Raw genomic sequence first — 12,778 nt, 5'->3', positions numbered from 1 at the left:
AATCGTGCGCGGATACGGCTCAGTGACGGAAGTGGCGGGTGCCGGTAAACACCATGGCCAGACCGTGCTCGTCGGCGGCGGCGATCACTTCTTCGTCGCGCATGCTGCCGCCCGGCTGGATGATGGCTTTCGCACCGGCTTCGGCCAGCACGTCCACACCGTCGCGGAAGGGGAAGAAGGCGTCCGACGCCACCACCGAACCGGCAATGGTCAGACCGGCGTTCTCTGCCTTGATTCGCGCAATACGCGTCGAATCAACGCGGCTCATCTGGCCGGCGCCGACACCGACTGTCGCGCCGTCGCGACAATAGACGATGGCGTTCGACTTCACATACATGGCGACGCGCCAGGCGAAGGTGAGGTCGGTCATTTCCTGTGCGGTCGGCGCGCGCTGGGTCACCACCTTGAGGCGGCCGTCCAGCGATTCCGGCTCGTCCGCGGTCTGGATCAGCAGGCCGGAACCGACCCGCTTCACGTCGTGCGCGTTGCGCCCGCGCGTCCAGGCGGTCGCACCCTTGGGGTCGACGCCGTCGAGCGGAATCTGCAGCACGCGCACATTGGCCTTGGCCGCCAGCAGCTTCAGCGCGTCGGCGGTGAAGGCGGGCGCCATCAGCACTTCGACGAACTGGCCGCTGACCGCTTCGGCGGTGGCCGCATCGACCGGCGTGTTGAAGGCGATGATGCCGCCGAAGGCCGAGGTCGGGTCGGTGGCGAAGGCCTTGCGGTAGGCCTCCAGCGGGGTCGCACCGAGCGCCACGCCGCAGGGGTTGGCGTGCTTGACGATGACGCAGGCGCCGCTGTCGAAGCTCTTGACGCATTCCCACGCAGCGTCGCCGTCGGCGATGTTGTTGTACGACAGCTCCTTGCCCTGCAGCTGTTTCGCGCTCACCAGTGAACCCGGCGCCGGATAGAGGTCGCGGTAGAAAGCGGCGCGCTGGTGCGGGTTCTCGCCGTAGCGCAGATCCTGGATCTTGACGAAGCGGCCGTTGGACTGCGCCGGGAACTCGCTGCGCGAGCCGTCGGCGTTCAGCGCCGACAGGTAGTCGCTGATCGCCGCGTCGTAGTTCGAAATGCGGTTGAAGGCGGCGACCGACAGCGCGAAGCGGGTGGCGTCGGACAGCGCGCCATTCGCGCGCAGTTCGTCCAGCACGCCGGCGTACTGCGACGCATCGGTCAGCACGCCGACGCCGCGCCAGTTCTTGGCGGCCGAACGCACCATGGCCGGGCCGCCGATGTCGATGTTCTCGATCGCGTCTTCCAGCGTGCAGCCGGCCTTGGCCACCGTCGCCTCGAACGGGTACAGGTTCACCACCAGCAGATCGATGGTCGGAATGTCGTGTTCCGCCAGCGCCTGCATGTGCGCCTCGACCTCGCGCCGGGCGAGCAGGCCGCCGTGGATGCGCGGGTGCAGCGTCTTGACGCGGCCATCCAGCATTTCCGGGAAGCCGGTGTGGTCGGCCACCTCGGTCACCTTCAGGCCGGCATTGGCCAGAAGCGATGCGGTGCCGCCGGTGGACAGCAGTTCGATGCCAAGCCCGGTCAGGGCGGTGGCGAATTCAACGATGCCGGTTTTGTCGGATACGCTGATCAATGCACGCTGTACTTTCATGCGCCGTTCCAGTGGGAGGTTGAGGAATTCGGTGGGGCGGGGCCGGGGCGCCGCTCAGATCATGCCGTGGTCGGTGAGCTTGCGCCGCAGCGTGTTGCGGTTCATGCCGAGCATGTCGGCAGCGCGCGTCTGGTTGCCTTCGGCTTCGCGCATCACCACCTCGAGCATGGGGCGCTCCATCTGGCGTAGCACCATGTCATAGATGTCGCTCGGCGCTTCGCCATCCAGATCGCGGAAATAACGTTCCAGCGAGTGCCTCACGCACTCGGCAATGTCACTGCGTCCGCTCATGGCGGCGTCTCCCTGATGGTCCGTCCCGATGCTGCGCCGTGTTCAGGCGCTCAGGCGGCCAGTACCTGCGTGTCGTCTTCGGTGGATTCCGGCTCGTAGGCGAGCCTGTCGTTGTCGGCCGCCATGCGGCCGAAGAATTCGTCGATGGCCGCCAGCTGGGCGGTCGTGCCTTCGAGCTGGTTCATCGCGTGGCGGAAGGCGGCGGAGCCGACCAGGCCCTTGGTGTACCAGGATATGTGCTTGCGGGCGATACGCACGCCGCTCTCTGTGCCGTAGAAGCCGTACAGGTCTTCGATGTGCTCGCGGCACACGCGATGGATTTCCGACACTTCGGGCGGCGCCAGCAGTTCGCCGGTGGCGAGGAAATGTTCGATCTCGCGGAAGATCCACGGCCGGCCCTGGGCGGCGCGGCCGACCATGACGCCGTCGGCGCCGCTGATGGTCAGCACCTCGCGTGCTTTCTGCGGCGTCGTGATGTCGCCGTTGGCGATCACCGGAATGTTCACCGCCGCCTTTACCGCGCGGATGGTGTCGTACTCGGCGTGGCCGGTGTACTGGTCGGCGCGCGTGCGGCCGTGGATGGCCAGCGCGCGGATGCCGCACTGCTCGGCCACGCGCGCCAGCATCGGTGCATTCTTGTTGTCGCGGTTCCAGCCGGTGCGCATCTTCAGCGTGACCGGGGTGTCCGGCACTGCCTTGACCACGGCTTCGAGGATGCGCTCGACCAGCGGCTCGTCCTGCATCAGCGCCGATCCGGCCATCACGTTGCAGATCTTCTTCGCCGGACAGCCCATATTGATGTCGATGATCTGCGCGCCGCGGTCCACGTTGTGGCGGGCGGCGTCGGCCATCATTTTTGGGTCGGCGCCGGCGATCTGTACCGAAATCGGTGCCACCTCGCCGTCGTGGTTCGCGCGGCGCTGCGTCTTCGCGCTGCCGTAGAGCAGGGAATTGGACGTGACCATTTCCGAAACCGCCAGTCCGGCGCCCAGCTTCTTGCACAGCTGGCGGAAGGGTCGATCGGTCACGCCGGCCATGGGCGCGACGAAAAGGTTGTTCCGCAGGTTGAAGCCGACGAACTGCATGGTGGGTGGGGACGGTATACGGACGGGCAGGGGCGCGATTCTACCCCGATGCGGCGGCGCAGAGAAAATCTGCAGCGAAGCCCGCCGACGGTGGGGCGTATCCGGGGATGTCAGTCCAGACCGGCGGTCGCGAGGGCGCGGTCCAGGTCGGCCACCAGATCGGGGCGGGTCGCCAGCAGCGCGTTGACGTCGCGTGCCAGCGTGTCGTCGGCAACCGCCTCGGGCCTCAGTTCGCGGCCAAAGCCCTCCTCGCTGCGGGTCCCCAGCATCCGTTCCAGCATGCGATGCCCGAGCGCCGCCTTGAAGTGCCCGCCCTCCCAGTACCAGCGCGTGACGCTGCGCCGGTCACCCTGCGACGGCACCGCTTCGGCCGTTTCAGGCGTGACGGCGACGAAATCCCACAGCCTGACGCTCGCACCCTGCGCAGCGGCGGCATGAACCGTGTCGGCCAGCGCCTGTTTCCATGCGGCGACTTCGTCCATCAGGCCTGCCCGGTGCAGCGTGCCCAGGATGTGCGCGTGGTAGGGGTAGGTAAAGCACTCGACGCGGATGTCGTGCTGGTCGGCCAGTTCGAGCAGGCGGCGCAGTGCGATGAAGTCGGCGGTCGTATCGAGCCGCGACGGCCAGCGGTGAGCACCGATGCGACGGGCGTTCTCGGTGGCGCGCTGACGGAACAGCGGCGCATAGCCCTCTCGCGCCGCCATGCCGTCGTAGTCGCGCAGCGGGTTGAAGCCGTCGTCGCGCAGCGTGGCCGCGTGAGGGTCGCGCTGCGCGCGCAGCGTGAGCAGACTGTCGCCGAGCGCTGACAAGGTGATCACGCTCTGCAATCGCGTCGCGCGCTGCTGCGCCCACAGGTCATCGCGTGACCGCCAGTGGGGGCGGCGCAGCGGTTCGGCGTTCAGCAGATCGAACAGTTCCAGCCCGACCAGCAGCAGACGTGGGCGATGTCCGGCCGCCAGCAATGCTTCGACCTGATGCACCTGCGCCGTCAGCGCGGCGCCCGGCTCCGCCAGATTGAAGGGGCGCTGCGCCAGTGCGGCGAGTGTGCCGTGCGTCGGGTCGAGGCCGATGTCGGCGCGCGAGTTGCCGAGGACGAGCGCGTCCGGCCGGTGGCGCAGCGCGCGTGCCAGTTTCAGTTCGCCGATCGCCCGCTCGGGACGGATCTTGACCGCGTTCACACCGTCGATGCGCACCAGCCCGTGGAGTCCCCACGGGTCGATGACGACGTTGAACAGTGCGACCACTGCCAGCGACAGCGACAACGTGACCATCCACAGGCGGGCGAAGCGGCGGCGCGGCGTCATGGTCAGAACTGGAAGTAGAGGAATTCGGACGGCCGCGACAGCGCCAGCACGCACAGCGTGCTGGCCAGGCCCAGTCCGATCGCCCAGCGCGGGCGCAGCGAGAAGTGCAGACCGCCGCGCAGCGGCCGCACGCGCTCGATCGCCGGTCTGAGACGCGCGTGGATCTGTTGCGTGTTCGGGCAGGCGAAGGCGATGATGGCCGCGACCGTCACCCAGATCCAGGTGGTGACGAACTGCTCCCCGCCGCCGCCATAGAACTCGACACCGAGGCGCTGCAGCACGGGCGCCAGCGGGCCGAGGCGCAGGCCGATCGCCTCCGGCAGGCCGACGCCATGTACGCCTGCCATGCCCGCCAGCAGATCGAATGCGACCGGCAGGCTGGTGGCGCGGAAGAACACCCAGGCGACCACCACCGCGACGAAGGTGAGCAGCACGGCAAGCGGTCGCGGCAGCCGGAACATCGACGACCAGGCGTGCTGGATGCACAGATAGGCGCCGTGCAGGCCGCCCCACAGCAGGAAGTTCCAGCCGGCGCCGTGCCACAGGCCGCCGAGCAGCATGGTCACCATCAGGTTGCCGTAGCGGCGCAGCGGCCCGTGCTTGTTGCCGCCGAGCGGGATGTAGAGGTAGTCGCGCAGGAAGCGCGACAGGGTCATGTGCCAGCGCCGCCAGAAGTCGGAAATGGTGGCTGCCTTGTAGGGCGAGTCGAAGTTCAGTGGCAGCTTGACGCCGAACAGCCGCGACAGGCCGATGGCCATGTCCGAGTAGCCGGAGAAATCGAAGTAGAGCTGGAAGGTATAGGCCAGCACGCCGCCCCAGGCGACCAGCAGACCGGGGTCGCTGGTGCGGTCGAATACCGCGCCGGCGAGCGGCGCCAGGTTGTCGGCGAGCAGCACCTTCTTCGCCAGACCGAACACGAAAATGCTGCCGCCGATCAGGAAGTTGTTCAGATGCGGGCGGAAATTCCGGGCCTTTTCGAACTGCGGCATCATTTCGCCGTGATGCAGCACCGGCCCGGCGATCAGGTGCGGGAAATAGGTGACGAACAACGTGTAGCTGACCAGCCGCGTCTCATGCACCTTGCCGGCCCATGCATCGACCAAGAAGGCGATCTGCGTGAAGGTGAAGAAGGAAATGCCCAGCGGCAGCACGATGTCGGGCACCGGCAGGCCCAGGTCGGCCATCCGGTTGGCGGTGTCGATGAACAGCGCGCTGTACTTGTAGCCGACCAGCAGCGCGAGGTCGGCGGTGATGCCCAGTGCCAGCAGGCGGCCGGCGGCCGGCGTGCCGGCGCGCGTTGCGATGGCGCGGCCGGTCAGGTAGTTGAACAGGATGGAGCCGATCAGCAGCGGCAGGTAGCGCGCGTCCCACCAGCCGTAGAAGAACAGCGACGCCAGCGCCAGCCAGCCGGCCGCCAGCGTGATCGAACGCCGTCCGAGCAGGAAATAGCCCGCCAGCGCGACGGGCAGGAAGGCGAATAGGAAGGCGTAGGAATTGAACAGCATGCGCGGCCGTCGGGCGTGGGGTGTGCGCGGATTCTAGAGGCAGGTCGCGGCCGCCGCGAGGAACTGCGACCGCCTCGCGGGCGCTACCAGCCGCGCGCGCCGAACATCATGCGCCGGCCGATGAACTGACGCGCCGGCGGACAGGCGTCGAGCAGGGCGAGCGCGGCACCGCGGGCGTGACCGGCGAGCGGGCCGAGCAGCGGATGGCCGGCTCCGATGCCGAAGATGCGCACCAGCGCGTCGGTGAAACCGCCAGTCGCTGCGCGATCGGTGCGGCGCAGCCGGCCGTAGCGTTCGAGCACGTCGGCAATATCGCCCTCACCGCGTGCCAGCACCGGCAGCAGGCACTCGGCCAGCTGGCCGACGTCGCGCAGCGCGAGATTCAGCCCCTGGCCGGCCACCGGATGCAGCGTCTGGGCGGCATTGCCCAGCCAGACCTGATGTCCGCGTACGACGTCGGCGCGCATGCGCAGCGTCAGCGGCCAGGCGCTGCGCGGGCCCAGTGTGGAGAACTGCACGCGGCCGCCGAGCGCGTCGGACAGGCGGGCCAGGAACTGCGCATCCGGTTCGTCGCGCAGTGCGGTGGCTTCGGCCGCCGCACAGGTGAATACGACGGCGTAGTCGCGGCCGCAGGGCAGCAGCGCGACCGGACCGTCCGGCGTGAAGCGCTCGTAGGCGACGTGACCGTGCGGACGCACCGGCGTCGCCAGCGCGATCACCGCGTGCTGGCCGTAGTCGCGGCTGCGCGCCAGCGCCTCGTCGTCGGCGATGCGGCCTTCGCACCAGATCAGCACGCGGGTGCGGAAGGTGCCGGCGGCGGTGTCAACCTGCACGAAGTCGCTGTCCTCGCGTGCGCCGGTGACGGCGAGCGCGTGCCGCACATCGAGCCCGAGCGCCTGCGCGCGGTTGCGCAAGGCACGCACCACGGTGCCGGCGCGGGCGACGTGGCCCAGCGCGTCGAGGCCGTAGTCGGCGGCGCGCAGTTCGGTGCGGCCGAAATGACCGCGCTGCGAAATGTGGATGGTGCCGATCGGCGTCGCGTCGGCGGCCGGCCAGGCCTGCAGCGTGCGCAGGATGTCGCGCGAGCCGGCCGACAGCGCGATCACCCGCGTGTCTTCCAGCGCGCGCTCGGCCGGGCCGGCATCAGCGACAAGTACCTGCAGACCGGCGGCGCGCAAGGCGCAGCCGGCGGCCAGCCCGACCGGGCCGGCGCCGACGATGAAGGCATCGAGCGGCGGTGCGACGACGACCTCGCTCATCCGCGCGCCTCGGCCATCACGGCTTCGATGTCGGCGATGGTCTTGGGCGCGGCGGCGGTGTAGATGTCGCAGCCGTCGGCGGTGACGATGACGTCGTCCTCGATGCGGATGCCGACGTTCCAGAAGGCCTCGGGTACGTCGTCGGCCGGGCGGATGTAGCAGCCAGGCTCGACCGTCAGCACCATGCCCGCTTCGAGCGTGCGCCATTCGTTCGGGCCGCCGCCGCGCGGGCGGTACTCGCCCGCGTCATGCACGTCCATGCCCAGCCAGTGGCCGGTGCGGTGCATGTAGAAGCGGCGGTAGTCGCCCTTGTCGATCACTTCGTCGAGCGAACCCTTGAGCAAGCCGAGGTCCAGCATGCCCTGCGCCAGCACCTTGACCGCGGCGTCGTGGTAGTCGATGAAGCGCGCGCCCGGCTTCACTTCGGCGAAGGCGGCGGTCTGTGCATCCAGCACCAGCTGGTAGACGTCGCGCTGTGCGGCGTTGAAGCGGCCGCTGACCGGCCAGGTGCGGGTGATGTCCGAGGCGTAGCCGCCCAGTTCGCAGCCGGCGTCGATAAGCAGTAAATCGCCGCCGTGCAGTTCGGCGTCGTTCGACACGTAGTGCAGCACGCAGGCATTGGCGCCGCCGGCGACGATGGAACCGTAGGCCGGCGCTTCCGAACCGCTGCGGCGGAATTCGTGCAGGATTTCTGCCTCGATTTCGTATTCCATCGCGCCCGGGCGGGTGGCCTGCATCGCCCGCCGGTGGGCGCGGGCGGAAATGTCGGCGGCGCGGCGCATCAGCGCCTGTTCGTGCAGGTCCTTGATCAGCCGCATGTCGTCCAGCGGCTGGCGGATGTCCAGCAGTTCGGACGGCGCCTGACGGCCGGCACGCACCTGCGCGCGCACCGCGTTCAGCGCCGCCATCATGCGCTGGTCCCACGCTGCGTCCTCGCCGATCACGTAGTGCAGGCGCGGCTGGTTGGCCAGCAGCTCGGGCAGCGTCGCGTCCAGTTCGGCATACACATGGGCTTCGTCGAAGCCGAATTTCTCGCGCGCGGCGTCCGGGCCATGGCGCCAGCCGTCCCAGATTTCCCTTTCCTCGTTCTTCTCGCGGCAGAACAGGATGCTGCGCGGACTGTCGCCGGCGATCAGCACCAGTACGGCCTCCGGTTCGGCAAAACCCGTCAGGTAGTAGAAATAACTGTCGTGGCGGTAGCCGTAGTGGGTGTCGCGGTTGCGTGCGCGTTCGGGGGCGGTGGCAATGACGGCCACGCCCGATCCCATGCGTTCGATCAGGCGGGCGCGGCGTTCGGAATAGGGATGCATGTCGGGTTCCGGCTTTCGTTCAGGACGTGAGTTTAGGGCTTCCGGCGCCGGAAACGTTCTGTTGCAGGCCGGCCAGGACAGTTAAGGGCCGGTTAATCTTCAGCCCCGAGCATGCCTCCATCGAAAAGGAGGCAAGCGATGCCGCACACCGCCGCGCTGATTGCACTGACCCCGCTGCAGGCCCGTTCCGGAGGCGCCGCTTCGCTGCGCGCCTGCGTGATCGGGCTGCGTATGCCGGACGAAGAGGGCGAACCCGTTCTGGAAGTGGTCGGCCACGGCCACCCGGCGCGGGCCTCGCTCGAACGTTTCATCGCCGGCTGCTTCTTCCGCAGCTACGGCGCGGTGATCCGGCATTTCGCCGACACCCTGCTCGGTGTACGCGGTGCCGACGGCCAGTGGCAGGCGGCGCTCGGCTATTCGCTGCCGGTGGCAAGACCGCATGTGTTCGTCGAACAGTATCTCGACCTGCCGCTTGAACAGGCGCTGTCGGCGGTGCTGCGCGAGCCGGTTGCGCGTGCGGCGCTGGCCGAGGTCGGCAATATGGCGGCGACGTCGGCCGGCATGGGGCGGCGGCTGATCGCGCTGGCCACCCGCCACCTGTACGCGCGCGGACTCGACTACGTGGTGTTCACCGCCACACGCGCACTGGCCAATTCCTTTGTCCGCCTCGGCATTCCCATCTTCCCGGTGGCGCCGGCCGATCCGGCGCGGCTGCACGACGGCGAAGAGGGCTGGGGCAGCTATTACCGCAACAGCCCGACCGTCATGGTCGGCCGCATCGTCAGCGGCCTGCACACCGTGGGTGAGCAGGCGGCATGAGCGGCGAACAGCAGTCGCTTTCACTCGCTGGCTGCGATGGCGTGCTCGACGCTGACGCTGTGGCCGCGCGCGTCAACGCACTGGCGCGCGAACTGAGTGCGCACGACGGCGAAGTCGTCGCGCTGCTCGCCGACAACGGGCCGGACTGGCTGATTGCCGACCGCGCGGTACGCCTGGCCGGGCGCGTGCTGCTGCCGCTGCCCACCTTCTTCACCGACGATCAGTGCCGGCACGCGCTCGACGCGGCCGGTGTGCGCCTGCTGCTGACCGACGACGCGGCACGCGCCGCCGTGCTCGGCGCCGGATGTGTTGCGCCGGCCCGACCCGCCGCGCTGTCACTCTTCTGCCGCAGTGACGCGTCGGCGGTAACGCTGCCGTCGGGGACAGCCAAGATCACCTTCACCTCGGGTACCACCGGTGAACCAAAAGGCGTATGCCTGAGCGCGGAGCAGCTGTCGGCGGTCAGCCGGTCGGTGGCCGATATCGCGCGTGAGCTCGGCATCCGTCGCCACCTTTGCATGCTGCCGCTGGCCGTGCTGCTGGAGAACGTCGCTGGCGCCGATGCGGCCTGGCTGGCCGGCGCGCAGTGCGTCGTGCCGCCGCTGGCCGAGGTCGGCCTCAGCGGCTCCAGCCGTTTCGACGTGCGTGCGGCGCTGGCGGCGCTCGAACGCTGGCAGCCCGACAGCCTCATCCTGCTGCCGCAGATGCTTACCGCGCTGGTGGCGGCGGTCGATGCCGGGCTGCCATTACCGCGCGGGCTGAAGCTGGTGGCGGTTGGTGGCGCGCGCGTGTCGCCCGACCTGATCGCGCGGGCGCGCGCACTCGGCATTCCGGCCTGCGAGGGCTACGGGCTGTCAGAAGCGGGGTCGGTGGTGGCGCTCAATCTGCCATCGGATCCGCCGGGTGCCGTCGGGCGAGTATTGCCGCATCTGCGTGTCGCACTGTCGGCGCGCGGCGAGATCCTGGTCGATGGCCCGCGGTTGCCCGGCTATCTCGGTGCGCCGGCGCTGCCGGACGGACCTCTGCCAACCGGCGACATCGGCCACCTGGACCCGGCCGGGCGGCTGCACGTGACCGGCCGGCTCAAGCACCAGATCATCACCAGCTTCGGCCGCAACGTGTCGCCCGAGTGGCCGGAAGCCGAGTTGCTCGCCTCGCCCGCGGTGGCGCAGGTGGTCGTCTTCGGCGAGGCGCGGCCGACGCTTGCCGCCGTCATCGTGCCGCGCGGCGATCTGCCGGACGCGGCGCTCGATGCCGCAGTCGCTGCCGCCAATGCGCGCCTGCCCGACTACGCACGCATCGGCGTGTACCTGCGCGCCGATTCCCCCTTTCCCCCGCCAACGGTCTGGCGACCGACAACGGCCGCGTGCGCCGTGATGCGGTGTGGTCCTGCTACGGCGAACGCATCGCCGATCTGTACGAATGCGGGGAAGCCCGCGGAGAGAACCGACATGTCCTTTCATGAACGCCTGCAACACGAAACCGCTGCCGAACGCGCCCACCTGCTGAGCGCACCCATCATCCAGGACGCGCTGGCGGGCCGCGTCACGCTGCGCCAGTACCGCGCCTTCCTCGGCGAAGCCTTCCACCACGTGCGCCACACGGTGCCGCTGCTGATGGCCTGCGGCGCCCGACTGCCGGCGAAGCATGAGTCGCTGCGCCGCGCCGTGGCCGAGTACATCGACGAGGAAATCGGCCACGAGGAATGGATACTCGACGACATCGTCGCCTGCGGCGGCGACCGCGAAGCGGCGCGCATGTCCGAACCCGCCATCGAGACCGAACTGATGGTGTCCTACGCCTACGACTGCATCGCGCGTAAGAATCCGGTCGGCTTCTTCGGCATGGTGCACGTGCTCGAAGGCACGAGCGTGCAGATCGCGACCACCGCCGCAGAGCGCATCGCGCAGACGCTGCACCTGCCGCCGGCCGCCTTCACCTACCTGAACTCGCACGGCAGCCTGGACCAGGACCACGTGCGCTTCTTCGCCACGCTGATGGATGGCCTCGACGACGAGGACGACCGGCAGGCGGTCATTCACGTCGCGCGTGTCATGTTCCGTCTTTACGGCGACATCTTCCGCGCGTTGCCCGCCTGCGACGAGGCGTGCGCGGCATGACCACCGGATTGAAGATCGTGCTGACCGGCGCGGCCGGCGGCATCGGCAGTGCGATGGCGCACGCGCTGGCGCCGCGCGCTGCCGCGCTGCTGCTGGTCGGTCGCGACCCGGTGAAGCTGGCTGCGCTGGCCGACGATCTGGTGCGTCGCACACCCGGCACGCAGGTGCGTAGCGTTGTCGCCGACCTCGGCACGGCCGCCGGACGCGCCGCCGTGGTGATCGCTGCCGAGGCGCTGCCGGGCGGGCCTGACCTGCTCATCAACAATGCCGGTGTCAGCGAGCTGGCCTGGTTCGAGGACCAGTCGGACGCGCAGATCGAACGCATCGTGCACACCAATGTCGTCGCGCCGATGCTGCTGACGCACGCGTTGCTGCCTGCGCTGCACCGTCAGGCGCGGGCGCAGGTGGTCAACGTCGGCTCCATCCTCGGTGACATCGGCCACCCGGGCAGCGTCGCGTACTGCGCCAGCAAGTTCGCACTGCGCGGCTTCACCGAAGCGCTGCGCCGCGAACTGGCCGGCAGCCGCGTGCAGCTGCGCTATCTGGCGCCGCGCGCCACCCGTACCGCGCTGAACAGCCCGGCCCAGGTGGCACTGAATGCCGAGCTTGGCGTTGCCAGCGACGCTCCGGAAGACGTCGCCGTCGAGCTGCTGAAGCTGCTCGACGGTGCACGCGCCGAGCGCCATCTGGGGTGGCCCGAAAAGCTGTTCGTCCGCATCAACCGCCTGCTGCCTTCGCTGGTCGATTCCAGCCTGGCGAAGCAGCTGTCCGTCATCCGTCGTCACGCACAACAGGGAGTCAAATCGTGAACGCATTCTTTCGCGCCTCGTGCGCGTTGTTCGCAGCACTGGTCATTGCACCGGCCTTCGCCGGGGTGGACGAGTCGGTCGCCAAGCTGCAGACCGAGTGGGAACAGATCAAGTACCGGCAACCGGCCGACAAGCAGGAACAGGCTTTCGAGGCGCTGAGCAAGGAAGCGGCGGCGGTGCGCGCCGAACATCCGGACCGCGCCGAAGCGGACATCTGGTACGGCATCATCGTCGCCAGCCACGCCGGCGCGAAGGGCGGGCTGGGGGCGTTGTCGCTGGTCAAGGATGCGCGCTCGGCGCTGGAAAAAGCGTTGGCCAAGAACCCGAACGCGCTCGACGGATCGGCCTACACCAGCCTCGGCTCGCTCTATTACCAGGTGCCGGGCTGGCCGATCGGTTTCGGCGACAAGGACAAGGCGCGCGAACTGCTGACCAAGGCCCTGGCCATCAATCCGAAGGGCATCGACAGCAACTACTTCATGGGCGACTTCCTGTACCGCAACGGCGAGTACGAGAAGGCGCGCGCCTCGCTCGAAGCGGCGCTGCAGGCGCCGGCCCGCCCGAACCGTCCGCTGGCCGACGAAGGGCGGCGCAAGGAGATCGAGGCGCTGTTGGTCAAGGTGCGCGAGAAGCTGAAGTAAGTCGATGTACTGCACGAACGTTCGCC

At 68.8% G+C, this 12,778-nt stretch carries 11 protein-coding genes and 1 pseudogene; 5 read left to right on the top strand and 7 right to left on the bottom strand.

Translation table 11 applies throughout. From position 1 onward, the window contains the following. Positions 1 to 19: 19 nt before the first annotated feature. The 7 genes from purH to pepP form a co-directional block, all read right to left on the bottom strand. Entirely contained in the window at positions 20 to 1,609 is a 1,590-nt protein-coding gene (gene purH, locus ACQ66H_RS17535; protein ID WP_430435079.1) for a bifunctional phosphoribosylaminoimidazolecarboxamide formyltransferase/IMP cyclohydrolase, read from the bottom strand. 54 nt (positions 1,610 to 1,663) lie between these two features. Beyond that, positions 1,664 to 1,900, bottom strand: coding sequence for a Fis family transcriptional regulator (locus tag ACQ66H_RS17530; RefSeq protein ID WP_019916864.1), 237 nt, complete (start codon positions 1,898 to 1,900; stop codon positions 1,664 to 1,666). 50 nt (positions 1,901 to 1,950) lie between these two features. Further along, positions 1,951 to 2,985 carry a tRNA dihydrouridine synthase DusB gene (dusB, locus tag ACQ66H_RS17525; protein ID WP_430435078.1) on the bottom strand — a complete coding sequence of 345 codons (1,035 nt, stop codon included), beginning with the start codon at positions 2,983 to 2,985 and terminating at the stop codon, positions 1,951 to 1,953. A 110-nt stretch (positions 2,986 to 3,095) separates the two neighbouring features. Further along, complete coding sequence (locus ACQ66H_RS17520; protein ID WP_430435077.1) at positions 3,096 to 4,289, bottom strand: hypothetical protein; 1,194 nt, start codon at positions 4,287 to 4,289, stop codon at positions 3,096 to 3,098. Between the two features lie 2 nt (positions 4,290 to 4,291). Next, a complete protein-coding gene (locus ACQ66H_RS17515) occupies positions 4,292 to 5,794 on the bottom strand; it encodes an MBOAT family O-acyltransferase (RefSeq protein WP_430435076.1) in 1,503 nt (500 codons plus the stop codon). 83 nt (positions 5,795 to 5,877) lie between these two features. Next, positions 5,878 to 7,053, bottom strand: coding sequence for an FAD-dependent monooxygenase (locus tag ACQ66H_RS17510; RefSeq protein ID WP_430435075.1), 1,176 nt, complete (start codon positions 7,051 to 7,053; stop codon positions 5,878 to 5,880). Beyond that, positions 7,050 to 8,363: a Xaa-Pro aminopeptidase gene (gene pepP, locus ACQ66H_RS17505; protein WP_430435074.1), complete on the bottom strand. Its 1,314-nt coding sequence runs from the start codon at positions 8,361 to 8,363 to the stop codon at positions 7,050 to 7,052. The genes ACQ66H_RS17510 and pepP overlap by 4 nt, the downstream gene beginning before the upstream one ends. A gap of 138 nt (positions 8,364 to 8,501) precedes the next feature. Between pepP and ACQ66H_RS17500 the strand changes: the two genes are divergently transcribed. The 5 genes and pseudogenes from ACQ66H_RS17500 to ACQ66H_RS17480 all read left to right on the top strand — a co-directional run bounded on the left by ACQ66H_RS17500 (position 8,502) and on the right by ACQ66H_RS17480 (position 12,752). Further along, positions 8,502 to 9,182, top strand: coding sequence for a thermostable hemolysin (locus ACQ66H_RS17500; protein WP_430435073.1), 681 nt, complete (start codon positions 8,502 to 8,504; stop codon positions 9,180 to 9,182). Next, positions 9,179 to 10,647: pseudogene (locus ACQ66H_RS17495) on the top strand (AMP-binding protein). The gene ACQ66H_RS17500 and the pseudogene ACQ66H_RS17495 overlap by 4 nt, the downstream one beginning before the upstream one ends. Beyond that, positions 10,634 to 11,302 (top strand): TenA family transcriptional regulator, encoded by a 669-nt coding sequence (locus ACQ66H_RS17490; RefSeq protein ID WP_430435072.1) that lies wholly within the window; start codon positions 10,634 to 10,636, stop codon positions 11,300 to 11,302. The pseudogene ACQ66H_RS17495 and the gene ACQ66H_RS17490 overlap by 14 nt, the downstream one beginning before the upstream one ends. Further along, positions 11,299 to 12,111: an SDR family oxidoreductase gene (locus tag ACQ66H_RS17485; protein WP_430435071.1), complete on the top strand. Its 813-nt coding sequence runs from the start codon at positions 11,299 to 11,301 to the stop codon at positions 12,109 to 12,111. Before ACQ66H_RS17490 ends, ACQ66H_RS17485 begins: the two co-directional genes overlap by 4 nt. Beyond that, positions 12,108 to 12,752 carry a tetratricopeptide repeat protein gene (locus tag ACQ66H_RS17480; protein ID WP_430435070.1) on the top strand — a complete coding sequence of 215 codons (645 nt, stop codon included), beginning with the start codon at positions 12,108 to 12,110 and terminating at the stop codon, positions 12,750 to 12,752. Before ACQ66H_RS17485 ends, ACQ66H_RS17480 begins: the two co-directional genes overlap by 4 nt. The last annotated feature ends 26 nt before the right edge of the window (positions 12,753 to 12,778 follow it).

The sequence above is a fragment of the Methyloversatilis sp. genome (assembly GCF_965284615.1).
Lineage (GTDB): Bacteria > Pseudomonadota > Gammaproteobacteria > Burkholderiales > Rhodocyclaceae > Methyloversatilis.
This window is presented reverse-complemented; position numbering and strand designations above follow the sequence as displayed.